The organism is Rubricella aquisinus, from assembly GCF_014199445.1.
GTDB lineage: Bacteria > Pseudomonadota > Alphaproteobacteria > Rhodobacterales > Rhodobacteraceae > Rubricella > Rubricella aquisinus.
In genome coordinates this window covers 1-23,677 of the sequence record NZ_JACIJS010000009.1, presented here as the reverse complement: position 1 = coordinate 23,677, position 23,677 = coordinate 1, and the positions used below count along the sequence as shown (strand labels likewise).

Annotated in this window: 24 protein-coding genes and 1 tRNA gene; 19 read left to right on the top strand and 6 right to left on the bottom strand. The window is 64.4% G+C overall.

What is annotated here, in order from left to right:
- The first annotated feature begins 30 nt into the window (after positions 1-30).
- Both FHS89_RS14005 and FHS89_RS14000 read left to right on the top strand, forming a co-directional pair.
- The gene (locus FHS89_RS14005; RefSeq protein WP_184012747.1) at positions 31-963 is read left to right on the top strand and encodes an ABC transporter ATP-binding protein; all 933 of its coding nucleotides are present in this window, start codon (positions 31-33) and stop codon (positions 961-963) included.
- Positions 964-1,414: 451 nt separating this feature from the next.
- Positions 1,415-1,645 (top strand): hypothetical protein, encoded by a 231-nt coding sequence (locus FHS89_RS14000; protein WP_184012746.1) that lies wholly within the window; start codon positions 1,415-1,417, stop codon positions 1,643-1,645.
- Here the strand turns inward: FHS89_RS14000 and FHS89_RS13995 are convergent.
- From FHS89_RS13995 to hisA, 3 genes are read right to left on the bottom strand one after another with little or no spacing between them, the layout of a single operon-like run.
- On the bottom strand, positions 1,642-1,953 hold the full coding sequence (locus FHS89_RS13995) for a phosphoribosyl-ATP diphosphatase (protein WP_184012745.1): 312 nt from the start codon (positions 1,951-1,953) through the stop codon (positions 1,642-1,644). The two genes, FHS89_RS14000 and FHS89_RS13995, sit on opposite strands and share 4 nt — an antisense overlap.
- Positions 1,950-2,711 carry an imidazole glycerol phosphate synthase subunit HisF gene (hisF, locus tag FHS89_RS13990; RefSeq protein ID WP_184012743.1) on the bottom strand — a complete coding sequence of 254 codons (762 nt, stop codon included), beginning with the start codon at positions 2,709-2,711 and terminating at the stop codon, positions 1,950-1,952. Before hisF ends, FHS89_RS13995 begins: the two co-directional genes overlap by 4 nt.
- Positions 2,712-2,769: 58 nt before the next feature.
- The gene (gene hisA, locus FHS89_RS13985) at positions 2,770-3,492 is read right to left on the bottom strand and encodes a 1-(5-phosphoribosyl)-5-[(5-phosphoribosylamino)methylideneamino]imidazole-4-carboxamide isomerase (protein WP_184012741.1); all 723 of its coding nucleotides are present in this window, start codon (positions 3,490-3,492) and stop codon (positions 2,770-2,772) included.
- Positions 3,493-3,636: 144 nt separating this feature from the next.
- Here hisA and FHS89_RS13980 point away from each other — a divergent pair, with 144 nt between their 5' ends.
- The 3 genes from FHS89_RS13980 to FHS89_RS13970 all read left to right on the top strand — a co-directional run bounded on the left by FHS89_RS13980 (position 3,637) and on the right by FHS89_RS13970 (position 5,530).
- Entirely contained in the window at positions 3,637-4,032 is a 396-nt protein-coding gene (locus FHS89_RS13980) for a DUF2147 domain-containing protein (RefSeq protein WP_184012739.1), read from the top strand.
- 251 nt (positions 4,033-4,283) lie between these two features.
- Entirely contained in the window at positions 4,284-4,640 is a 357-nt protein-coding gene (locus tag FHS89_RS13975; protein ID WP_184012737.1) for a DUF1428 domain-containing protein, read from the top strand.
- 17 nt (positions 4,641-4,657) lie between these two features.
- Positions 4,658-5,530 (top strand): hypothetical protein, encoded by an 873-nt coding sequence (locus FHS89_RS13970; protein ID WP_184012735.1) that lies wholly within the window; start codon positions 4,658-4,660, stop codon positions 5,528-5,530.
- Between the two features lie 40 nt (positions 5,531-5,570).
- On the opposite strand, the gene FHS89_RS13965 is transcribed toward FHS89_RS13970, so the two are convergent.
- Genes FHS89_RS13965 through hisB form a run of 3 tightly spaced genes read right to left on the bottom strand, consistent with a single transcriptional unit; the run spans position 5,571 to position 7,704 of the window.
- Positions 5,571-6,494: a glutaminase gene (locus FHS89_RS13965; protein ID WP_184012733.1), complete on the bottom strand. Its 924-nt coding sequence runs from the start codon at positions 6,492-6,494 to the stop codon at positions 5,571-5,573.
- Positions 6,482-7,120 carry an imidazole glycerol phosphate synthase subunit HisH gene (gene hisH / locus FHS89_RS13960; RefSeq protein WP_184012731.1) on the bottom strand — a complete coding sequence of 213 codons (639 nt, stop codon included), beginning with the start codon at positions 7,118-7,120 and terminating at the stop codon, positions 6,482-6,484. Before hisH ends, FHS89_RS13965 begins: the two co-directional genes overlap by 13 nt.
- Positions 7,117-7,704: an imidazoleglycerol-phosphate dehydratase HisB gene (gene hisB / locus FHS89_RS13955; RefSeq protein ID WP_184012728.1), complete on the bottom strand. Its 588-nt coding sequence runs from the start codon at positions 7,702-7,704 to the stop codon at positions 7,117-7,119. Before hisB ends, hisH begins: the two co-directional genes overlap by 4 nt.
- A 365-nt stretch (positions 7,705-8,069) precedes the next feature.
- Here hisB and FHS89_RS13950 point away from each other — a divergent pair, with 365 nt between their 5' ends.
- The 14 genes from FHS89_RS13950 to FHS89_RS13885 all read left to right on the top strand — a co-directional run bounded on the left by FHS89_RS13950 (position 8,070) and on the right by FHS89_RS13885 (position 23,547).
- Entirely contained in the window at positions 8,070-9,227 is a 1,158-nt protein-coding gene (locus FHS89_RS13950; RefSeq protein ID WP_184012726.1) for an isovaleryl-CoA dehydrogenase, read from the top strand.
- Positions 9,228-9,382: 155 nt separating this feature from the next.
- Positions 9,383-10,171 carry an EcsC family protein gene (locus tag FHS89_RS13945; protein WP_184012724.1) on the top strand — a complete coding sequence of 263 codons (789 nt, stop codon included), beginning with the start codon at positions 9,383-9,385 and terminating at the stop codon, positions 10,169-10,171.
- Positions 10,171-11,742 carry an AMP-binding protein gene (locus FHS89_RS13940; RefSeq protein WP_184012722.1) on the top strand — a complete coding sequence of 524 codons (1,572 nt, stop codon included), beginning with the start codon at positions 10,171-10,173 and terminating at the stop codon, positions 11,740-11,742. The genes FHS89_RS13945 and FHS89_RS13940 overlap by 1 nt, the downstream gene beginning before the upstream one ends.
- A 104-nt stretch (positions 11,743-11,846) precedes the next feature.
- Complete coding sequence (locus FHS89_RS13935) at positions 11,847-13,451, top strand: carboxyl transferase domain-containing protein (RefSeq protein ID WP_184012720.1); 1,605 nt, start codon at positions 11,847-11,849, stop codon at positions 13,449-13,451.
- A complete protein-coding gene (locus FHS89_RS13930; RefSeq protein ID WP_184012718.1) occupies positions 13,451-14,113 on the top strand; it encodes a hypothetical protein in 663 nt (220 codons plus the stop codon). The genes FHS89_RS13935 and FHS89_RS13930 overlap by 1 nt, the downstream gene beginning before the upstream one ends.
- Positions 14,104-14,871, top strand: coding sequence for a hypothetical protein (locus FHS89_RS13925; protein ID WP_184012716.1), 768 nt, complete (start codon positions 14,104-14,106; stop codon positions 14,869-14,871). Before FHS89_RS13930 ends, FHS89_RS13925 begins: the two co-directional genes overlap by 10 nt.
- A complete protein-coding gene (locus tag FHS89_RS13920) occupies positions 14,868-15,287 on the top strand; it encodes a thermonuclease family protein (protein WP_184012713.1) in 420 nt (139 codons plus the stop codon). Before FHS89_RS13925 ends, FHS89_RS13920 begins: the two co-directional genes overlap by 4 nt.
- Positions 15,287-17,176 (top strand): acetyl/propionyl/methylcrotonyl-CoA carboxylase subunit alpha, encoded by a 1,890-nt coding sequence (locus FHS89_RS13915; RefSeq protein WP_184012711.1) that lies wholly within the window; start codon positions 15,287-15,289, stop codon positions 17,174-17,176. The genes FHS89_RS13920 and FHS89_RS13915 overlap by 1 nt, the downstream gene beginning before the upstream one ends.
- Before the next feature lie 72 nt (positions 17,177-17,248).
- Positions 17,249-18,112, top strand: coding sequence for a hydroxymethylglutaryl-CoA lyase (locus FHS89_RS13910; RefSeq protein ID WP_184012709.1), 864 nt, complete (start codon positions 17,249-17,251; stop codon positions 18,110-18,112).
- Positions 18,109-19,194: a glycoside hydrolase family protein gene (locus FHS89_RS13905; protein WP_184012707.1), complete on the top strand. Its 1,086-nt coding sequence runs from the start codon at positions 18,109-18,111 to the stop codon at positions 19,192-19,194. The genes FHS89_RS13910 and FHS89_RS13905 overlap by 4 nt, the downstream gene beginning before the upstream one ends.
- A complete protein-coding gene (locus FHS89_RS13900; protein WP_184012705.1) occupies positions 19,191-19,979 on the top strand; it encodes a crotonase/enoyl-CoA hydratase family protein in 789 nt (262 codons plus the stop codon). Before FHS89_RS13905 ends, FHS89_RS13900 begins: the two co-directional genes overlap by 4 nt.
- Before the next feature lie 72 nt (positions 19,980-20,051).
- Entirely contained in the window at positions 20,052-20,930 is an 879-nt protein-coding gene (locus tag FHS89_RS13895) for an NAD(P)/FAD-dependent oxidoreductase (RefSeq protein ID WP_184012703.1), read from the top strand.
- A gap of 37 nt (positions 20,931-20,967) precedes the next feature.
- A tRNA-Met gene (locus FHS89_RS13890) sits at positions 20,968-21,044 on the top strand.
- Between the two features lie 133 nt (positions 21,045-21,177).
- Complete coding sequence (locus tag FHS89_RS13885) at positions 21,178-23,547, top strand: mechanosensitive ion channel domain-containing protein (RefSeq protein ID WP_184012701.1); 2,370 nt, start codon at positions 21,178-21,180, stop codon at positions 23,545-23,547.
- Positions 23,548-23,677 lie beyond the last annotated feature (130 nt).

The window sequence follows — 23,677 nt, the reverse complement described above, 5'->3', positions numbered from 1 at the left end:
CCCACCACAAGGGGTGAGAGGACCATCACCATGACGACCGACAATGCAATCGACCTGCGCGGCCTGAGAAAAGTCTATCGCCCGGCGGGCGGCGGGGAGGCAAAGACGGCTTTGCACGGGCTGGACCTCACAATCCCGAAAGGGTCGATCTTTGGCCTGTTGGGGCCGAACGGTGCCGGAAAATCGACAACGATCAATATTCTCGCAGGACTGGTGAACAAGACCGCCGGGCAGGTGTCGATCTGGGGTTTCGATCAGGATGTGAACCCGCGCCAGTCGCGCGCGTCCATCGGGGTCGTGCCGCAGGAGCTGAACATTGACCCGTTCCTCAGCCCGGGCGCCGCGCTTGAGGTGCAGGCCGGGCTCTATGCCGTGCCAAAATCGGAGCGCCGGACGATGGAGATATTGGCCGCCGTCGGCCTCGCCGATAAGGCGGAGGCCTATGCCCGCACGCTTTCGGGGGGGATGCGGCGGCGGCTATTGATCGCCAAGGCGCTCGTGCACCGCCCGCCCGTGCTGATCCTCGATGAGCCGACAGCGGGCGTCGATATCGAGCTGCGCCAGATGTTGTGGTCCTATGTGCGCGAACTGAATGCGGCGGGCACGACGATCATCCTGACGACCCACTACCTCGAAGAGGCTGAGGAAATGTGCGACCGGATCGGGATCATCGCCGAAGGACGCCTTGTCGCATCTGATGAAAAATCGACCCTCTTGGCGCAGATGGACGCGAAAACGCTGGTCATCACACCAGAAGGAGAGGCCGCGCTGCCGGACGCCCCTGAAGGGATCAAGGTTGACCGCCGCGAGGATGGCGCGCTCGCCTTCACCTATGCCCGCAGCAAGGTGTCCGCAGAAGCGGTGCTGGACCTCGCTCGGGAGAATGGCATCCGGATCAAGGATGTGGCGACCGAAGAGGCGCATCTTGAAGACGTGTTCGTCCAACTGACGACCCGCAGCTAGGCAAGCGCTCCCGCCCGTCGTTCCGTCGCTGACGCTCCGTCCTCCCGTTTGGCCGGGCGCCGCGCCTTTCGGCGCGGCGGTGCCTCCGGCGGGGTATATTTGAAGAAAGTGAATTGGGACGAGCGCAGCTAGAGCAGCCACCGCGATTCGGCCGTGGGTCAAGGTCCGAGGAACGAGCGGCCTTGACGCGCGGGCGAATCGTAGCAGCACAATTGAACGGGTGATTTGAGGAACAGGCCTGTTCCTCAAACACCTCAGCGCAATCTTAAACCGGCGCGCAGCGCCGGCCCGGCCCAAGGGCTGGAAGGAGCATCGCGACTGAACAGCGTGCGGGAGCGGCCTGTGGCGAGTTGTCCTGTGCGGTCGCGCCGCGCGTCAGCCTGCCACGCTGAAATTCCAGCGCGCGTGTCCAAATAGCAGCGTGTTAAAACCTGACACAAGGATACGCATTATGACCGCCGTCGCGAAACTGACTTTCTCCATCCCGGTGCTCGGCTGGCTGTTGCGTGATCTGTTTTACGGCAAGGAGGACGCGCCGTTCTGGTTTGGAGCAAGCTATGTGCTCGCATGGATGGCGTCTGTCGTAATGTTTGGCCTGCCCGCGCTCGTGACCGGCGCGCTGGGTCTGGTACCGGTGATGTTCGGCCTCATCCTCGCCATCACATGGGTGGGAAAGCTCTAACGCGCCGCTTTCTCCGCGATGCCAGACCGCCCCTCGCGCCGTTCCAATTCGGCCAGCACATCGTCCAGCGCGACACCTTGTGCCGCCAGCATCACCGTGAGGTGGTAGAGCACATCCGCCGCCTCATAGGTCAGCTTTTCGCGGTTGCCCTGTACCGCTTCGATGATCGCCTCAACCGCCTCTTCGCCGAATTTCTCCGCACATTTCGCGGGGCCTTTCGCCAGCAGCGCCGCCGTGTGGGAAGAGGCCGGATCGGCCCCTTTGCGCGCCTCGATTGTGGCGGCCAGTCGCTTTAGAACATCGCTCATGTCAACCTCATCGGAATGCCCGCGGCGGCCATATGTGCTTTTGCCTCGGCAATCGTGAAATCCCCGAAATGGAAGATCGACGCGGCCAGCACCGCGCTGGCGTGCCCGTCCCGCACCCCCTCGACCAGATGATCGAGCGTGCCGACCCCGCCCGACGCGATCACGGGAATATTCACCGCATCACTGATCGCGCGCGTCAGCGGCAAGTTAAAGCCCGCGCGCGTGCCGTCCCGATCCATCGAGGTCAGCAGGATTTCCCCCGCGCCTTTCGTCTCCATCTCGCGGGCGAAGGCCACCGCGTCGATCCCCGTGGCACGGGTGCCGCCATGGGTGAAGATTTGCCATTCGCCGGGGGCCACGGTCTTAGCGTCTATCGCCACCACGATGCATTGCGTGCCAAACTTGTTGCTGGCCTGCGCCACCACATCCGGGTTCGCGACAGCGGCAGAGTTAAAGCTGACCTTATCCGCCCCGGCGAGCAGCAGCGCGCGCACATCGTCGGGCGTGCGCACCCCGCCCCCGATGGTCAGCGGCATGAAGCATTGCTCCGCCGTGCGCCGCGCCAGATCATGCAATGTGCCGCGATTTTCCAATGTCGCCGCGATGTCGAGGAAGCACAGCTCATCCGCGCCCGCCGCGTCATAGGCCTTGGCCGCTTCCACCGGATCGCCCGCGTCGATGAGGTCCACGAAATTGACGCCCTTGACGACGCGTCCGTCTTTCACGTCAAGGCAGGGGATGATGCGGGTCTTGAGCATGGGGCCTCCATGGGGGATGTGTCTGATTACCCCGCAGCGGGCGGCGCGGCAATCTCTCTTAACCGCGCAACAGCGCCACCGCATCCGGCACGTTGATCGCCCCGTCATAGAGCGCGCGGCCAGAGATCGCGCCATTGAGCGGCGCACCGGTGTCTTTCAGCGCCTGAAGGTCCGCCATGGAGGACACGCCACCGCTCGCAATCACAGGGATGGACACGGCGCGCGCCAGTGCCGCCGTCGCCTCCACATTCGGGCCCTGCATCGCGCCATCCCGGTCAATATCGGTATAGATGATGGCCGCAACGCCCGCGTCCTCGAATTGCCGCGCCAGATCAAGCGCGGTCATGTCGGTCGTCTCTGCCCAGCCTTCGACGGCGACCATGCCGCCGCGCGCGTCGATGCCCACGGCAACCTGCCCCGGAAAGGCCTTCGCCGCCTCTTTCACCAGTGCGGGATTGCGCACCGCCACCGTGCCAAGGATCACGCGCGCCAGCCCCTTGCCGAGCCACGCGTCAATCGTCGCCATATCGCGGATACCGCCACCAAGCTGGGCGGGCACGCTCACCGCCGCCAGAATACCCTCAACCGCTGCCGCGTTCACTGGTGCCCCCGCAAACGCGCCATTCAGATCGACCAGATGCAGCCATTCGCATCCCGCATCGGCAAATGCCTTCGCCTGTGCTGCCGGGTCATCATTGAACACCGTGACCTGATCCATTTCGCCCTTATACAGGCGCACGCAGGCACCATCCTTGAGGTCAATCGCAGGGTAAAGGATCATCGGTCAGGCTCCGGTTTGGTGGATTCGCGCTCTCATTAGGGCGGAACGCCACGGAATGCAAAGAACTGGCGTTACGTCACCGTTGACGCCGCGCGGCTGTCTCTCTCACGATCCGGGAAAACACTACTCTGGGAGGAGACACCGATGAAAAAACTGACACTCGCCGCCTTGATCGCGCTGATGCCCGCGAGCGCCATCGCCGAAGCGGCCCATGGCATGTGGGCCAGCGAACGTAATGAAGAGGGCAACTGGATCGAAGTGAACATCCAGCCCTGCGCCGGCGACGCCGCGCTGACCTGTGGTACCATCGCGCGCGCCATGTCGGCAACCGGGGAGAATACCGAATACGAGCACACGGGCCGCATGATCATCGAAGACATGGAGGTGCTCGACGCGACGCGTTACGCCAACGGCACGATCTGGGCGCCGGATGATGACAAGACCTATAAATCCAACATGCAGGTCAATGGCGACACGCTGACCGTCAAGGGCTGCGTGCTGTTCATCTGCCGTGGGCAGGACTGGACGCGGGTGAACTGAGGCACCGTTTCAGAATTATCTTGGACCGGAATCACGCCGAAGGCGCCGGTCCAGCGACCGCCCGCCGCACAGGCGGTCGCTTCTTCACGCTGCCACTAAGCACGACCATTCTGCGATGCGGCACGATAAAGTGGCGAGCATATCTGTTGCGGCGCCCACCTCGGGCGGCCGCTGGACCGGCTTAGCGTCCAATTCCTTTGCCAAAAACGCGCCATTCCCGCACACTCCTCCCATCACAACGGGAGAACACCATGACCTATGTTCAGGGCTTCGTCGCGGCTGTGCCGCAGGAAAACAAGGCCGACTTCATCACCCATGCCAAGGCCGCCGCCGAGATTTTCATGGAGTTGGGCGCATTGTCCGTCCGTGAAAACTGGGAAGTGGACGTCCCCGATGGGGAGCACACCTCTTTCCCCATGGCCGTCAAACGAGCCGAGGGCGAGGCGATCGTGTTCTCATGGATCACATGGCCCGATCAGGCCACCGCCCATGCCTGCATGGAAAAGATGATGTCTGACCCGCAGATGGAGGCCCGCATGGGCGAGATGCCCTTTGACGGAAAGCGCATGATCTATGGCGGGTTCGAAACCGTCTTTGAGCAAGACTGAGACGCGAGGTCGAAGACATGGCAACACTTCCCATCCGACTGGTTGTGTCCACTCCACTTGCCCCGGGAGCACCACCCGATATCGGCGATTATACGTTGTCATACACGACATTCGCAGATCGCGGCAGCCCGCCGGTCCGGCGCGTGAAGGATGTGACCGTGACACCGGACAATCGCCGCGCGATCACGCTCGACCTTGAAGGCGCGGCCCAAGCGACCTTTCTCCTCCAGCACGGCGAAACGGGGCACTATATCTTCCGCTCGGGGGTTTTTGAGGTGCCACCCGAGGCGGCCTCCGATCCGGACATCGTGTTAAGCCCTGCGCAGGCCAATGCTCTTTCGGTTGAGTTGCCTGCTAGCAGCATATTGGCCGATCTTGGTTTCCCTATGGTGATCCCGATGAACGACTCAGGCGACCGCGCGGAGATTACCAGCATGTCGCTCCGTGCCGATGGTCAAACCATCATCGCGGAAGGTCCGGTTGTCGTGCATGCTTTTGGCAGACATGATGCGACCTTCCGGCTGGAATTCTCGGTCGCACCTGTCGATGTTTGGGGAGGGCAGTCGCCCGATGGTGCCTTCCTGAGTATCAGAAAAACAAAGTTCGATCTGACATTCAGGCACCCGGTGACTTGGTTTTTCGGCGGCATTGTCCTTGCGTTTATCAAATCAAGCATCACCGCGCGCGCCCGCGATACGCTGACGAAGGAACTGCATGATGCGATCATCAAGCGACTGTATCCCGGTCGGAGCCTAACGCCCCGCGAATTGCCCGCGATGGTGCTGGCGATTGAGGAAGGCGCACGCTCTGATGTGTTAAAAGTGACGCTTAGCGTTATGACACACCGGATGTTCAACGGTGGCAATCCTGAGCTGTGCCCGCGCAGTTGACGCGAAACTCCCATGGTGTGCGCCTGTCTGGCTGTCTGCCCTAGCCAAACACCGACCACCCGGTCAATGCCGCCAACCGCTCCAGCGCGACGGTGCCGCGCAATGAATTGCCATACACGTTCAGCCCCGGCGACCAGACGGCGATGCTGGCGCGACCCGGCGCGATGGCCAGAATGCCGCCCCCCACGCCGCTTTTGCCTGGCAGGCCCACCCGAAACGCGAAATCGCCTGATCCGTCATAATGCCCGCATGTCACCATCAGCGCATTGATCCGGCGCACCCGCTCCGGACTGACCAGTTGTGGCACATCGGGCAGGCTTGCCAGAAACCGCCCCGCGCGGGCCAATTGCACCACATTCATCTCTATCGCGCATTGGTGGAAATAGGTTCCAAGCACCAGTTCCGGCGCATGGACCAGATTGCCATGGGATTTCATGTAATGGGCAAGCGCGAAATTCCGCGCACCCGTCGCGATCTCTGATTTGGCGACCGCCGGGTCAATCAGGATGCTGTCATCCTCTGCGGCCTCCCGCACGAATCGCAGCATCCCGCCCAGCGCCTCGCGTGGGACGCACCCATCGAGCAGCGTATCGGTGACGACAATCGCACCTGCATTGATGAACGGATTGCGCGGGCGGCCCCTTTCCTGCTCAAGCTGGAGGATCGAATCAAACCGCTGGCCCGATGGCTCCACCCCTACCCGCTGCCACAACGCGTCACCCACATGACCGAGCGACAGTGCCAGTGCAAACACCTTTGATACGCTCTGAATGGTAAAGGCCGTGTCCGACAACCCCGCCGTAAAGGTCTGCCCATCCGCCGTCACGACGGCAATCGCGAATTGATCCGGGTCGATCCGGGCAAGCTCGAGGATGTAATCCGCCGACACGCCGCTTTCGGGCAGGGCGGCCATCTCCTCCGCGATCTGCGCGAGGATCGGGCCAAGCATGGTCACGGCGCCCATGTCAGGAAATTGGAGATCACATGCAGGCCCGTGCGCTGGCTTTTCTCTGGGTGGAATTGCGTGCCGATGATCGTGTCCCGGCCCACGGCGGCGGTCACGCTTTGCCCGTAATGCACGGTCGCGATCCGGTGTGTCGCGTTCTGGGGCAGCATGTGGAAGGAATGCACGAAATAGACATGCTCGCCCTCCTCCACGCCCTGAAACACCGGATGCACCTGATCGAGCGCCAGCGCGTTCCAGCCCATATGCGGGATTTTCAGCGCCGGGTCAGCGGGGCGCAATGGCACCACCTCCCCCGGTATCCAGCCAAATCCCGGCGTGTCGCCAAATTCGCGACCCACGCTGGCCAAAAGCTGCATCCCCACACAAATGCCAAAGAACGGGACGCCCGCGCTCACCCGCTCTTCCAGCACGTCATACATGCCCTGCACGGCCATCAGGCCCGCGCGGCAATCGGCATATGCGCCCACACCCGGCAGCACGATCCGGTCCGCGCGGCGCACGACCTCCGGATCGGCGGTGACGACGATATCGCCACCCGCCCCTTCGCGCGCGGCGCGCTCGAAGCTCTTATGGGCCGAATGCAGGTTGCCGGACCCGTAATCGACAATCGCGCAGGTGCTCATAACATCCCCTTGGTCGATGGGATCGCATCCGCCTTGCGCGGATCGGTCTCAAGCGCGTCACGCAGGGCGCGCGCCACGGCCTTGAACGCGGCCTCCGCGATATGGTGGCTGTTGATCCCGTCGAGCGCCTCAACATGCAGGGTGATCCCGCCATGGGTGCTGAACGCCTGAAAAAACTCGCGCACCAGTTCGGTGTCGAATGTCTTGATCTGCGGGGTCGGGAAATCGACCTTCCACACCAGATAGGGCCGGGCAGAGAGGTCAAGCGCCGCGCGCACCAGCGCGTCATCCATCGGCAACAGGCAGGCGCCATAGCGCACGATCCCGCGCTTATCCCCCACCGCCTGTGTTAGAGCCTGACCAAGTGCGATGCCCACATCCTCAACCGTGTGGTGATCGTCGATATGCAGATCGCCCGCGCAGCGGATGGTCATGTCGATCAGCGCATGGCGCGCAAGCTGGTCCAGCATGTGATCGAAAAAGCCAACGCCCGTCTGATTGTCATACATCCCCGTCCCATCGAGATTGATCTCGACGGAGATATCAGTTTCAGCGGTTTTGCGGGTCACGGTCGCGCGGCGCATGGGCAGCCTCCTGTCTGTTGAGGCTGCTTATAGGGCGATGGGAATGGCTTGCAAAGCGTCGTTCAACACCTTCAACCGGACCGCAATCAAGCCGAAGGCGCCGGTCCAGCGGCCGCCCGCCCCCAGGCGGCCGCTTTGCAACACCTCCTCACTGCTGACCTATGAGGGTCTTCTTCACGATAAATCGCCTAAACCAACCTTCAGTGCGGCCCCCTCGGACGGCCGCTGGACCGGCTCCTGTTTCAACATAAGCGAGCATGTCCTTGTGCCCGAGCCTTCCTCTTCATCCCGCTTGCTTTTTAATTGAACGTATGTTCAGATAATTTCCAAAGGCGACAAAGCCACTGCTTTCGGGGAGAATCTGCATGTTCCACGCATCCATGAATTTCGCACTGGGCGAGGATATCGAAGCGCTGCGCGATATGGTTCACCGTTGGGCGCAAGAGCGCGTCGCCCCGATGGCCGCCGATATCGACCGCAACAATGCTTTCCCCGCAGAGCTGTGGCAGGAGATGGGGGAGCTTGGCCTTCTGGGCATCACCGTCCCGGAGGAGGATGGCGGCGCGGGCATGGGCTATCTCGCCCATTGCGTCGCGGTGGAGGAAATCGCGCGCGCCAGCGCCTCTGTCTCCCTCAGCTATGGCGCGCATTCGAACCTGTGCGTGAACCAGATCGCGCTCAACGGCACGGCGGAGCAAAAGGCGCGCTACCTGCCCAAACTGATCAGCGGGGAGCATGTCGGCTCCCTCGCCATGTCAGAGGCGGGTGCGGGATCAGACGTGGTGTCGATGTCCCTGAAGGCGGAAAAGCGCAATGACCGCTTTATCCTCAATGGCAACAAATACTGGATCACCAACAGCCCGCAGGCCAGCACGCTCGTCGTCTATGCCAAAACGGGCGAAGGGTCCAAGGGGATCACGGCCTTCCTCATTGAGCGGGAGATGACCGGCTTCTCCGTCGGGCCGCATTTCGACAAGCTGGGGATGCGCGGCTCCGACACGGCGGAGCTGACCTTCAACGATGTGGAAGTGCCGTTCGAGAATATTTTGGGCGAGGAAAACGGCGGCGTGCGCGTCCTGATGTCCGGCTTGGATTATGAGCGTGTGGTGCTGTCGGGCATCGGCGTTGGCCTGATGCACGCGATGCTCGATCACATCATGCCCTATATGCATGAGCGCAAACAGTTCGGCAAACCCATCGGGGATTTCCAACTGATGCAGGGCAAGATCGCGGATATGTACACCGCGATGAACACGTCGCGCGCCTATCTTTATGCCGTCGCGGCGGCCTGCGACCGGGGGCAGGTCACCCGGCAGGACGCGGCGGCCTGCGTACTCTACTGCTCTGAACAGGCGATGCTGCAAGCGATCCAAGCGGTGCAGGCCACGGGCGGCGCGGGCTTCATGAATGACAGCCCCGTCTCCCGCATCATGCGCGACGCGAAACTGATGGAAATCGGCGCTGGTACGTCCGAAATCCGCCGGATGCTATGCGGTCGCGAATTGATGAAGGTGACGGCCTAAATCCCTATATGCTCTCCTAACGGAACAGGGAGACGGACCATGCTGAGTGAAAGACAGGTATCGCTTATCACCCCTCGCAGCGGCGTTGCGGCGGATGTGGGGGCACTTCGTGGTCCGGCGCGCCTGCGCTCCCGCTCCCTTGGGAGGGTCTCCGCATGACCAAACCACCCGCCACCCGCCCTGACCTCACTGACGCCATCGCCCGCGTACTGGATGAGCAGCGCGCGTTTGAGGAGCATCGCGCGACCCGCCTTGGCCGTGGGGCGGAGGCGATCACCGCGCCGCTTGGCTCCGTCGTGCGACAGGTCGTGCCGCCCTCTGCCATGCGGCAGGCGCTGGACGCGGCGGACCGTGTGGCCGCTGCAACCCTGCCCGACATGACGCATGACACGCGCGACCTGCCCGCCTGTGATGCCGCAGCCCTGCGCGCGCAGGCGTGGGCAATGGGGGCCAATGCGGCGTCCGGCGCGGGGGCGGGCTGGTTCGGTGGCGCGGGCATGGCCGTGGATATTCCTGCCACCATGACCCTCGCTGCACGCAATGTGCGCGCCACGGGCATGGCCTATGGCTTTGCCGCCAATACAGATGACGAGCGCATGTTCCGCCTCACCGTACTGGAGCTTGCCACCACATCCGCGACGGAGGCCCGCGCCGGGGCCATCTCCCGGATCAACCAAATGGCGCGCGGGATCGGCGGCACGGTGGCGAAAGAGGGGCTCGACTGGGTCGTGGACAAAGCGGTGGAGCGGATCGCGCGCCAGCTTGGCACTGATCTGGCGCAGCGCAAGGCGGCACAGATCATCCCGATCGCGGGCGCTGTGCTGGGCGCGGGGATCAACGCCAGCTTTCAGACTGATGTGAGCCGCGCCGCGCGCTATGCTTACCGCCAACGCTGGCTCAACGCGCAAGGGCTCCTGCCCGCGCCCAAGGATGAGGCGGGCTGATGCTGCCCCAAGCGGACACATACGAGGCGCTCACCGCCGATTTTGCATGGGACATCCCCGCGCGCTACAATATCGGCGTTGATGTCTGTGACCGCTGGGCAAAGGCGGAGCCGGACCGCACCGCCATCATCGACATGACCCAAGGCGTGCGAAACGACATCAGCTACGCCACCCTGCGCGATCTGTCGAACCAGTTTGCCAATCTGCTGACCTCCCTTGGCGTCGCAGCCGGGGACCGGATCGGCATCCTGCGCCCGCAATCGGTGGAAACGGCGGCGGGCCATATCGCCGCGTGGAAGCTCGGGGGCATCTCCATGCCGCTCTTTTCGCTCTTTGGGGAGGAGGCGCTTTTGTCCCGGCTCAGCGATTGCGGGGCGCGCGCCGTGATCACCGATGCCGCCGGGGCCGCGCTGATCGCGCCCCTGCGCGCCCGTCTGCCCGAGCTTGCCCATGTGATCGTGCCGGAGGAAATTGCGCTGGGCAGCTACGCCACCGATTTCGCGCCCGCCGACACTGGCCCCGATGATCCGGCGATCCTGATCTATACCTCCGGCACCACGGGCGCGCCCAAAGGGGCGTTGCATGGCCACCGGGTGCTGCTTGGCCATCTGCCCGGTGTCGAGATGTCCCATGACCTCTTGCCCCAGCGGGGGGACGTGCTGTGGACCCCGGCGGATTGGGCATGGATCGGTGGCCTGCTGGATGTGCTGATGCCGGGCCTGCACCATGGCGTGCCTGTCGTTGCCGCGCGGTTGCCGAAATTCAACGCCGCCGCCTGCCGCGACGTGATCGCGGGCGCGGGCGTGCGCAACGTGTTCTTCCCGCCCACGGCCCTGCGGATGCTCAAGGCCGAAGGCATGGCCCTGCCCGGCCTGCGCACTGTGGCCTGCGGCGGGGAGCCTCTGGGCGCAGAGATGCTGGCATGGGGGCAGGAGGCGCTGGGCGTCACGATCAACGAATTTTACGGCCAGACCGAATGCAACATGGTGCTGTCAAGCTGCGGCGCGCTGTTTAGCCCCCGCCCCGGTGCGATTGGTCGCGTGGTGCCGGGCCATGACGTCGCGGTGATCGACACGGATGAGGCGGGCGAGGGCGATATCGCGATCCGGCGCGGCTCTCCCGTGATGATGCTGGAATATTGGAACAACCCGGAGGCGACGGCGGCCAAGTTTCGCGGCGAATGGCTTCTGACGGGGGATCGCGGCGTGGCGCAGGACGGTTTTATCCGCTTTGTAGGCCGCGATGATGATGTGATCACATCCGCTGGCTACCGCATCGGCCCGGCGGAGATTGAGGATTGCTTAATGCGCCACGACGCGGTGGCCAGCGTCGGCGTGGTTGGCAAACCTGATCCTCAGCGGACCGAGATCGTGAAAGCCTATGTCATCCTGCGCGACGGCGTGGCGCCCGATGAGGCCACCCGCGACGCGCTCAAATCCCACGTCAAATCCAAACTCGCGGCCTACGAATACCCCCGCGAAATCGCCTTCGTGGACAGCCTGCCGATGACCGTCACCGGCAAGATCATCCGCAAAGACCTCCGCGCCCGCGCGGCGAAGGAGGCGGGATGACAGGACCGAAGAACAAGACCAGCGTCCGGCCGGGCCGGGCGGGACGGGCGCTGGCCGGCTTTGCCGCCCGCACGAAACATTCCTCCTTTGGCTAGGACACAGACATGAAACTCACCTCCCAAGCCCTCCCCGGGTCCGAGCAATTCCGCGCCAACACCGCCGCGCATGAGGCGGCCCTTGCGCAGGTGGCCGAGGCCGCAGCACTCGCGGCGGCAGGCGGTGGGCCGAAGGCGCTGGAGCGGCATGTCTCTCGCGGGAAAATGCCGCCCCGTGAGCGGGTTGCGAACCTGCTTGATCCCGGCGCGCCCTTCCTTGAAGTGGGCGCGACGGCGGCCCATGGCCTTTACGACAATGCAGCCCCCTGCGCGGGCGTGATCGCGGGCATCGGCCAAGTGTCGGGCCGCACCTGCATGGTCGTGTGCAACGACGCCACCGTGAAGGGCGGCACCTACTACCCCATGACGGTCAAGAAACACCTCCGCGCGCAGGAAATCGCGGCGGAGAATAACCTCCCCTGCATCTACCTCGTCGATAGCGGCGGCGCGAACCTGCCCAATCAGGACGAAGTGTTCCCCGACCGCGACCATTTCGGGCGCATCTTCTACAATCAGGCGCGGATGAGCGCCGCTGGCATCCCGCAAATCGCCGTCGTGATGGGAAGCTGCACGGCAGGCGGCGCCTATGTCCCCGCCATGTCTGACGTCACGATCATCGTGAAGGAACAGGGCACCATCTTCCTCGCGGGCCCGCCATTGGTGAAGGCCGCAACGGGGGAGGTCGTGACGGCAGAGGATTTGGGCGGCGGCGACGTGCACACGCGCCTCTCTGGCGTCGCGGATTATCTGGCGGAGGATGACGCCCACGCGCTCGCCCTCGCGCGGCAGGCTGTTGCGGGGCTGAACCGCACCGAACCCGCCACCGTCGAATGGCAAAGCCCGGAGCCACCCGCCTATGACCCGGCGGAGATATTCGGCGTCGTCCCCGCCGATCTGCGCACGCCCTACGATATCCGCGAAGTGATCGCCCGGCTCGTCGATGGCTCCCGCTTTGATGAGTTCAAGGCCCGGTTTGGCACCACGCTTGTGACGGGGTTCGCCCATGTCGAGGGCTGCCCCGTGGGCATCATCGCCAATAATGGCGTCCTGTTCTCCGAAGCCGCGCAAAAGGGCGCGCATTTCGTTGAGCTGTGCTCGCAACGCGGCATCCCTTTAGTTTTCCTGCAAAACATCACCGGCTTCATGGTCGGGCGGAAATATGAGAATGAGGGCATCGCGCGGCACGGGGCCAAGATGGTCACGGCGGTCGCCTGCACCAATGTGCCGAAAATCACCATGCTTGTCGGTGGCTCCTTCGGCGCGGGCAATTACGGGATGAGCGGGCGCGCCTATCAACCGCGCTTCCTGTGGACATGGCCCAACAGCCGGATTTCGGTGATGGGCGGGGAGCAGGCGGCAGGCGTGCTCGCCACCGTCCGCCGCGACGGGATCGAGCGGAAGGGCGGCACATGGTCAGCCGACGAAGAAGCCGCGTTCAAGGCGCCCACGATCCAGATGTTCGAGGAACAATCGCATCCTCTCTACGCCTCCGCCCGGCTGTGGGATGATGGCATCATCGACCCCCGCAAAAGCCGCGACGTGCTGGCCCTGTCCCTCCGCGCCAGCCTGCAAGCCCCGATCAAGGAGACACGTTTCGGCGTGTTCCGCATGTGATGCTGACCCGCATCACGTCCACCCCGGCGGCCCTGCTGGCCAAGGTGATCGGCTCCGTCCGGTCGGTTGAGATGCCGACCCTGACGCGGGATGCCGATATCGACGTGTATCTGGTGCACAACTCTCTGGACCCGGAGGATTACTTCTTCCAGTTCGATTTCGAGCAATTCATGGAGCGCTCCAAACGCGGCCTGTTCGTCCGCCCCCGCTTGCGCATCTGGGCGGGCCGCAGTGACTTTGATCGCCGCCGCTTTGCCCGCCAATTCCGGGAGGTGTTCGCGCGCGAATTCGAAGCGATGCGCCGCCAGAACGGGCAGGGCAAAAGCTGGGGCTGGATTGATTTCGGCTCAACGCTTCTGTTTCCCGTCGCGCTCGTCAGCACCATTGTGGTGAACCTCGTCCTGCTCGCGGCCCTCGGGCTCGACACCGACAAACGCAAACGCCGCCGCGCGCGGCAGATCGAGGCGGAGGTAGAGGAAACCAAAGAGCGGGTGGAGGACGCCCTGTCGCGCATCACCATCACGCTCCACCGCGAACTCTACAGCTACGCCTATCGGAGCGGCACACCGGGCAAGCTCACCGGCATGGATTATGAAGCATGGCCCCTGCCTGCCTATGTCCGCGCCCATATGCAGGACGGGGAGAGCAGCTCATGGTGGTAACGCCCGGCACCCCCCATCCTCGGGAGGATGGTCCCGCAACAGTCATTCTGGGCGAAGGCTCCGCTCGACGTCCGGTCCGTGGCCTGATCCCCTGCGCCCAATCGGCGAACCTGGCCGTAGGGGGTGAGCCGAAAGACGCCGCCGCGTTGCAGGACCAAACACCGCGCCACCCGTCACCGACAGTAGCCGGGATCACCCTCGCGCCCCAACCACTGCACCCCACGCGCAGCCCGCATCGCGGCGGGGATCGCACTGCACCGCAATCCATTGGCGGAGAGCAATCAACAGGTGCTGGCCCCCACGCGCGCCCGGTCACAACGCCGTCACGCACCCCGCACCCACGACCCCGCTTCACCCGGATGTGGCAGGGCCCGTTGGCGCTGTCGGTCCTGCTGCTGGCGGGCTGCGCGGGAACTGAGCCGCCCTGCGCTGTGGCGCGCGTCGCCGCTGGCGACCGGGTGGTGTTGTCCTGCACCGATGGCAGCATCTTTCCGGTCCGCATCGCGGGCATCACCGCGCCCGACATCGACACGCCGACCTGCGCCGCCGGGCATGCCGCCGCGCGACAAGCCTACCTCACAACGGAGGCGCTGTTTGCGCGCGCCGAGGCCGTCTCCATCATCCCCACGGGCGTGGTGGGTGGCATCCGGGAGGCCCGCATCACGCTTGACGGGCAGGACGCCGCGCAAAGCCTGCTCGCCACCGGGCAGGTCTGGCCCACGGGCGCGCCTGCCCCGCAATTCTGCCCCGCGTCATGATCCGTGCGCTTGCCATACCCCTGCTGCTCGCCGCCTGCACCAGCGATGACGGCACCGCCTGCGCTGTGACGAGCGTCGTCGATGGTGACACCGTGCGCCTCATCTGCCCCGGCCTGCCCGAGCAAACCGCCCAACTCATCCCCTTCGACGCGCCCGAGATCACCAATCCCAAATGCGCCGAAGAGGCAATCCTTGGCTTCGCTGCCAAACGCCACCTTGAAACCCTGCTGGACGCCGCAACCACCACCGACCTCACGCTTTACGGTCAGAATACACGCGGCCAGCCCCGCATCCTCATGACACTCAACAGCCGCCCGGCGGGCGATCTCATGGCCCAGGCGGGCTATGCCCTGCCTTATGACGGCGGCACGCGCCCCAACTGGTGCGCCATCATCCAATCGGGGGAGAATTCCTGATGTTCCGAAAGATCCTTATCGCCAACCGGGGCGAGATTGCTTGCCGCGTGATGGAAACCGCCGCCCGCATGGGCGTACGCACGATCGCGGTTTATTCCGACGCGGACGCGCAGGCCAAACATGTCGCCATGGCGGATGAGGCGGTGCATATCGGCCCGCCCCCCGTGGCGGACAGTTATCTCAAGGGCGACCGCATCATCCAAGCGGCGCTTGATACGGGGGCGGAGGCGATCCATCCCGGCTATGGCTTTCTGTCCGAGAACCCCGATTTCGTGGACGCGGTGGAGGCGGCTGGCCTCACCTTCATCGGCCCTTCCGCCGACGCGATCCGCGCGATGGGGCTCAAGGATGCCGCAAAGAAACTGATGGAGCAGGCGGGCGTTCCGGTCGTGCCCGGCTATCACGGTGCGGAGCAGGATCCGGCCTTCCTCGCCGCCGAGGCGGACAAGATCGGCTATCCTGTCCTCATCAAGGCCCGCGCCGGTGGCGGTGGCAAAGGGATGCGCAAGGTCGACGATCCAAAGGATTTCATGTCCATGCTCGAAGGCGCACAGCGCGAGGGCCAAGCCAGCTTTGGCGACCCCGCCGTCCTCATCGAGAAATGGATCACCACCCCCCGCCATATCGAAGTGCAGGTCTTTGGCGATGGCACCCGCGCCATCCACCTCAATGAGCGCGACTGCTCCCTCCAGCGCCGCCACCAAAAGGTGATCGAGGAGGCCCCGGCCCCCGGCATGACCCTTGAGATGCGCACAGCGATGGGCGACGCGGCCGTAAAGGCGGCAGAGGCGATCGGCTATTCCGGCGCGGGCACCATCGAGTTCATCGTGGATGGCGGCGATGGCCTGCACCCTGACAAATTCTGGTTCATGGAAATGAACACCCGCCTACAGGTCGAGCATCCAGTGACGGAGGCGATCACGGGCATCGACCTTGTCGAATGGCAGTTGCGCGTCGCCTCTGGCGAGCCGCTCCCGATGGCGCAGGAGGACGTGCCGCTGATCGGACACGCCTTTGAGGCACGGCTTTACGCGGAGGACGCGGCGCGCGGTTTTCTGCCCGCCACTGGCACGCTGACGCATCTCTCCTTCCCCGATGTCGCGCGGGCCGATAGTGGCATCCGCGCAGGCGACACGATCACCCCGCATTACGACCCGATGATTGCCAAGATCATCACCCATGGCCCGAACCGGGACGCGGCCCTTGGCGCACTTCTCAAGGCGCTGGAGGACACCCGCGTCGCGGGCTCCCTGACGAACCTGCCCTTCCTCGCCGCTCTGTGCCGCCATGACGGGTTCCGCCGGGGGGAGGTGGACACCGGGCTGATTGGCCGGGATCAGGATGCGCTCACGGCCCTACCCGCCCCCTCCCCGCAGGCCCGTGCGACCGCAGCCATTGCGGCCCTTGGGTTAACGAATGGTAAAGGCAGGCAGGGCTTCACCCTGTGGCAGCCGCTGACCCATTCCGTCACCCTCACCCATGACGAGACCCCCCACACTGCCCGCGTCACGATCCACCCGGATGGCGTGGAGGTTGACGATGTTTCGCGCGCGAAACAATTGGATCACGCGGTCTCTGGCGACCGGATCACGGTGTTTGAGGGCGCAACGCCCCATGTCTTTACCCGCGTCGATCCGCTCACGGCGGCGGCGGATGCGACGGGCGGCGACAGCATCACGGCCCCGATGCCCGGCCTCGTCAAACTGGTGATGACCACGGAAGGCGCACAGGTCACAAAAGGTGACGCTCTGATGGTGCTGGAAGCCATGAAAATGGAGCATACCCTCACCGCGCCCCGCGACGGCGTCGTCGCCACTCTGGGGGCTGCCCCCGGCACCCAAGTCAGCGACGGCGACATCCTCCTGACTTTGGAGCCAGAAACGCCCTAACCCATTTCTTTTTTCCAAAAATACCTCCCGCCGGAGGCTTCCGCCCCCACCACACAACCCGAAGGCCAGACCATGAGCGAGCATGTCACGATCTTTGAAATGGGCCCGCGCGACGGGCTGCAAAACGAAAAGGCTCAGATCGCGACGGCGGACAAAATCCGCCTGACCGACATGCTCAGTGCCACGGGGCTGCAAAAGATCGAAGTGACCAGCTTCGTCTCTCCCCGCTGGGTGCCGCAAATGGCCGATGCGGCAGAGGTGATGGCGGGCATCACCCGCGCGCCCGGCCTGACCTACGCGGTCCTGACCCCCAACATGAAAGGGTTGGAGGGTGCCATGGCCGCCCGCGCCGATGAGGTCGCGATTTTCGCCTCCGCCTCCGAAGGGTTCTCAAAAGCCAATATCAACGCCACGATTGCCGAAAGCCTTGATCGGTTGCGCCCCGTGGCCTCAGCCGCGAAAGAGGCGGGCATCCCGGTGCGCGGCTATGTCTCCTGCGTCACCCATTGCCCCTATGACGGCCCGGTACACCCGGCATCCGTGGCACTTGTGGCGCGCGCGTTGGTCAAGGCGGGCTGCTATGAAATCTCCCTTGGCGACACGATCGGGGCGGCAACGCCCGAGACGACCAATGCCATGCTCCATGCGGTGCAGGAGGTCGTGCCAGCCGCACAGCTTGCTGGCCATTTCCACGACACGCGCGGGCGCGCGCTCGATAATATCGCGGTCTGTCTGGAACACGGGCTTCGCACCTTTGACGCTGCGGTGGGCGGGCTCGGCGGCTGCCCCTATGCCCCCGGCGCGAAAGGCAATGTCGCGACAGAGGCCGTGCTGGCATTGATGACCGAAAAGGGGTTCACCACCGGGATCGACCCTGCCAAACTTGACGCGGCGGCGGCGTTTGCCCGCTCCCTTCGCACGAAAGACGCACCATGATCCTGCGGGCCCTCCTGATCCTGATTGCCCTCTCCCTCCCGCTGCGGGCAGTGGCGCAGACGGACGCGCCCATTCCCGGCATGATGGCGCCAAATTTCATCGCGGCCCTGTTCAACTGGCTACAGGATGAGGACGAACTTGCCCTGCCCGTCCTCCATGCCGAAGCCGATCAGGGCAATATCGCCGCGCAGATGTGGCTGATGGTGATGATGCGGGAGCCGGACCTGTCCTCTCCCTATCTTGCCACGCTGGACCGAGCGGAGCGCCGCGCGCTGGCGCGCGACAGCAACGGCACCCTTTGGCAAAACCGGCTGGAGGGCGCGCACCCGGCGGCGGACCGGCTGTTACGCAGCTATCGCCGGACGGAGACGCTGGAAGATCTTGTTACCCTCTCCGAGGCGGATGACTGGCGTCACACGATCCGCATCCTTGCTTCTGAGACCTATCCCGAGGGACGGGCCCGCGCGCTTATTCCCCTGATAGAGGACGGGATCGTTCCGCCAAGCCTGATCTCAAATGTCTGGAGCCGCATGTTGGAAAGCGACCCATCCGCCGAAACCGTCGCCCAGATGGATCAACAATTACAAGCCTCATGGGACGCAGGTGCACTGCCTGCATTGATGGCCTATGGGCGGCTTTTCACGCTGGAAGGCCGGGTGCCCGATGCGGAACACCAGCGCATCCGCACGCTGACCGGGCTTTTCCGCCATGGCAATCTGCCCGCGCGGTATAACCAACCCAAGACCGATGAGGCCCGCAGCGCCCTTCAGGGCACGTTGATGGCACTGCCCGATGCGGTGCCGCTGCATGTGATGTGTGAGGCGACCTGCCCCGGCTCTATCCCGACCTGCATTGAGGCCGCGTTCACCGCGCAGGGCGGTTTCACGACCACTGGCGCGGGCTGGTCGCCCGTGCAGCAGATCGTCGCGAACCAGACCTTTTTGCGCACACCGCGCGGTCAGGCCACCGCCCTGCGCGCCGGGCTGCGCGCCACCGTTTCGCCCGTGATGATGGCACATCTGGCGGAGGTTGATATCTGTTACGCTACCGCCCTCGAAGATGAAAGCCTTTTATATCAATGACATACGAGACAATCACGCTTGAGACGGACACGCGCGGCATCGCCACGCTGACGCTCAACCGCCCGGATAAGCACAACGCGCTGTCGTCGCGGATGATCCATGAATTGACCGACGCGGCAGCAAGGCTCGCGCAGGATGACAGCCGCGTCGTGATCCTGACCGGCGCGGGGGAGAGTTTCTGCGCGGGCGGTGATCTGGGCTGGATGCGAGAGCAATTCGCCGCCGACCGCGCCACCCGGATGGCGGAGGCGCGCACGCTCGCGGGGATGCTCGGGGCGCTCAATACCCTGCCAAAGCCGCTGATCGGGCGGGTGCAGGGTCAGGCCTTTGGCGGGGGCATCGGCATGATGTCGGTCTGTGATGTGTGCATCATTGCGGATCATCCCCGGTTTGGGCTGACGGAGACGCGGCTTGGCCTGATCCCGGCCACGATCTCCCCTTATGTGATCGCGCGCATGGGCGAGGGGCGCGCGCGGCAGGTGTTCATGTCGGCCCGCCTGTTCAGCGCAGAGGAGGCCGTGCGCCTTGGCCTTGCTGCCCGCGCGGTGCCGGTGACGGAGCTGGACGAGGCGATCGCGCGGGAGGTGAAGCCGTACCTCAGCGCCGCACCCGGTGCCGTGGCCCGCTCAAAGGCGCTGGCGCGCGCCCTTGGCCCCCGCATCGACGACGCGGTGATCGAGGATACGGTCGCGCGGCTCGCCGATGCGTGGGACAGCCCGGAGGCGCAGGAAGGCATCGCCGCCTTCTTTGACAAGCGCAAGCCAAGCTGGGTGTCCTCCGGCTAAGCCTCGGACACACTTGACCAATCCCACCCCCCGCGCAACAAATGGGCCGGGCTGGGACAGGAGTGCACAGGCATGGAGATCGCAATCATCGGCGCAGGCGTGGCGGGGCTGTCGGCCGCGCGCATCCTTGATGCCGAGGGGCACAGCGTCACCGTTTTCGACAAATCCGGTGGTCTGGGCGGGCGCTGCGCCACGCGGCGCACCGATCTGTGCAATTTCGATCATGGCGCGCCGGTCGCCCATAACCTGCCGCTGGATTTCCCGATGGACGGCTTTGCCGAATGGCAGGGCGGCGTGCTGGCCCGGCCGGGCATGAGCAGCCTTGGCAAACACCTCGCGGACGGGCTGCGGGTCAAGAAAAAGCGGGGGGTCACGGGCCTGCACCGGCATGGCGATCACTGGCGGGTGGAGGGCGGCGATCAGCGGGCTTATGACGCGGTGCTGTTGGCCATTCCGCATCCGCAGGCGGTGGCGCTGCTGGGCGCGCGGGCCGCGGGGTTCGCGGGGCTGGATGCGGTGCGCATGGCACCGGTGCTGACGGCGATGGCCGCGTTCGAGGCCCCCGTGCGGGGCGTCGCGGACTGGCCCGAGCCGATTGGAAAAGCGATCCACAACAGCGCCAAGCCGGGCCGGGGCAAGATGGACGCGTGGGTGCTGCATGCCACCCCAGCCTATAGTGCCGCCCATGTGGAGAACGACAAACCAGCGATCGCCGCAGCCCTGATCGCGGCGTTTCGTGAGGCCACGGGCGCGCCGGAGCCTGCCTACCTCGCCGGGCATCGCTGGCGCTATGGCCTAACGGAGATGCCCATGGGGCAGCCATTTCTGTGGGACGCGGACCAGCATATCGGGCTTGCCGGGGACTGGTGCCTTGGCCCGACGGTGGGTGACGCGATGGAAAGTGGGCAAGCATTGGCCCGCGCGGTACTTTATTCCCCGATAGGCGCTTGACGCCCCCGCGCCCGTTGCGTATTCACCCCCGCAGCGTGGCTGGGTAGCTCAGCTGGTTAGAGCGCACGACTCATAATCGTGAGGTCGGGAGTTCAAGTCTCCCCCCCGCCACCAAAATTTCCCACGCACCGGCTATTTGCCCCTGTAAAAACTGGCTATGTCAGGGATCGAAATCCCCGTGTGGGGCGTTACCTCCTGAGAATGACACCGCGCGCGCCCGGTTGGGCGCCATCTGAATGAGGCATCCATGGCTTTTGTCCGTCTGGCGTTGACCACCCTGTTGATCCTGTTCGCCACATTGGCCGTCGCACAAGAGGACAGCGCCGCCCCCGCCGATGCGAGTGGCGCGGATGTCGCCGCGGCAGCCAGTGATGCCGCGGGCAGTCAGATCAACACACTTATCGAGGCCCTGACCGATGAGCAGACCCGCGCCGCCCTGATCGAGGCGCTCCGCACGCTCGACACCACAGACGGCAGCGGCGCGGCAGCATCCAGCGCCGAAGAAGACGCGGCCGTGGCCGCTGAGGCCGAAGCCGACACCACCGCGCTGGCTGACGCGCCGCTCACGCTGGTGCGGCAACTGGCCGAACTGTCCCAATCCATCGCGGAAGGCACGGCAAGCGGCGTCGCGCAATTCATGAGCGCGGTGCGCAACCTGCCATCCACCTTCGCGACCGTGCAGACGGCGGTGGATATGGACCTTGTCGTCGATCTGTTGACCAAGCTCGCCTTCACCATCTTTGTGACCTATGCCGCCTATCTGGTGCTGCGCATGATCGCGCGGAGGCTCGATCAGCGGCTGGCGCAGCGGGCGGCGGCAATGGGCTGGGGCGGGACGATCCTGCTTGCCAGCCTGTCGATGCTGTTGGACCTGACGGTCGTGGCGCTGGCCTGGGCATCGGGCTACGGGCTGGTGCTGGCGTTCTCCGGGACGGCGGGGGAGATTGAATTGGTGCAATCCCTCTACCTCAACGCGTTTTTGGTGGTGCAGGTCAGCAAGGCGCTTTTGCGCACCGTCTTTTCGCCCAACAGCGCGGGGCTGCGGCTCACCGGGCTGGGCGATCATCCGTCCCGTGTGCTTTATCGCTGGGGCACGGTGGCGACCGCGTTTCTGGGCTATGGCATCTTGTTGGTCACGCCCGTGGTGCGCCAGCAGGTCGGCTTTTTCTCGGGTCAGTCGGTTGGAATTGCGATTGGCGTGCTGGTCATCCTGATGGGGATCGGGCTTGCCATCGGCTATCGCCGCCCGGTCGCGGAATGGCTCAAGAACGGCATGGGCCGGATCGGTGATACGAAACTCCTCATACTGCTGAGCGACATCTGGAACGTGCCGGTGATCCTCTATCTGCTGGCGCTGATGGTGGTGGTGCTGACGCGGCCCATCGGGGTGCTTGGCCCGATGTTGGAAGGCACGGCCATCGCGGTCGCGTCTTTCGTCGCGGGCATGGTCGTGATCGCGATGCTGACGCGGGCGATGCAGCGCGGTGTGCGCCTGCCCGAGCGGGTGCGCCTGCGCCTGCCGCTTTTGGAGCGGCGGCTCAACGGGCTGGTGCCGAAGCTTCTGGGCGCGGTGCGGCTGATCGTGATTGCCGCCGTGGTGCTGATCATCAGCGATTTGTCGGGACTGACCGACGCCTTTGGCTGGCTCGGTAGCCCGGCAGGGCTGAGCCTGTTGGGCGTCGCGTTCAGCGTGACATTTGTGCTGCTGTTCAGCTTTCTTGCGTGGCTGGCGCTGTCCTCTTGGGTGGAGTATCGGCTGAACCCCGATTTCGGGAGCGTGCCGACCGCGCGAGAGGCGACGCTGCTGACGCTGCTGCGCAACGCGGTGACAATCGCGCTCCTGATTATCACGCTGATGGTGGCGCTGTCGGAACTCGGGCTTAACATCGCGCCATTGATCGCCTCGGCGGGCGTGTTGGGCCTCGCCATCGGGTTTGGCGCGCAAAAGATGGTGGAGGACATCATCACTGGCGTGTTCATCCAGTTTGAGAACGCAGTGAATGTGGGCGATGTCGTTAACCTTGGCGGCACCACCGGGGTGGTGGAAAAGCTCACCGTGCGCTCCGTCTCCTTGCGTGATCTGAACGGGGTTTATCATGTGATCCCGTTCAGCTCTGTCAGCTCCGTGTCGAACTTCATGAAGGAGTTTTCCTTCCATGTGGAGGATATGGGCATCGCCTACCGCGAAAGTGTGGAGGACGCGAAACAGGCCATGCATGACGCGTTCGACGAGCTGCGGGCAAGCGAAGAGTACGGCAAGGACATTCTGGCCGATCTGGAATGGTTCGGCGTGAACGCATTTGGCGACAGTGCCGTCGTGGTGCGCGCGCGGATCAAGACCAAACCGGGCAAGCAATGGGGCATGGGGCGGGCCTATAAGACGATCCTCAAGCGGATCTTTGACGAGCGCGGGATCGAGATCCCGTTCCCGCATCAGACGATCTATTTCGGGGAGGACAAGCAGGGCAAAGCGCCGCCGATGCGCATGGCACTCGACACATTGCCCAAACCGATTGAGGACGCGGCGACCGAAGCCATCAAACCGGTTGAGACGACCGTGGATGACGTGCCGCGCGATGATGAGGGCACCCGCGTGCGCGACATGCCGGCAGATTGATCCGGGGCAATGAGAGGCCGCCCGCGTGCGCGGAGATATTTGAAGAAAGTGAACCACTACCGACTTACGTCGGTAGCATCTGGGCTGTGCGTCGCGAGGTACTGAAGTACCAGGTCATTCGTGACATTCC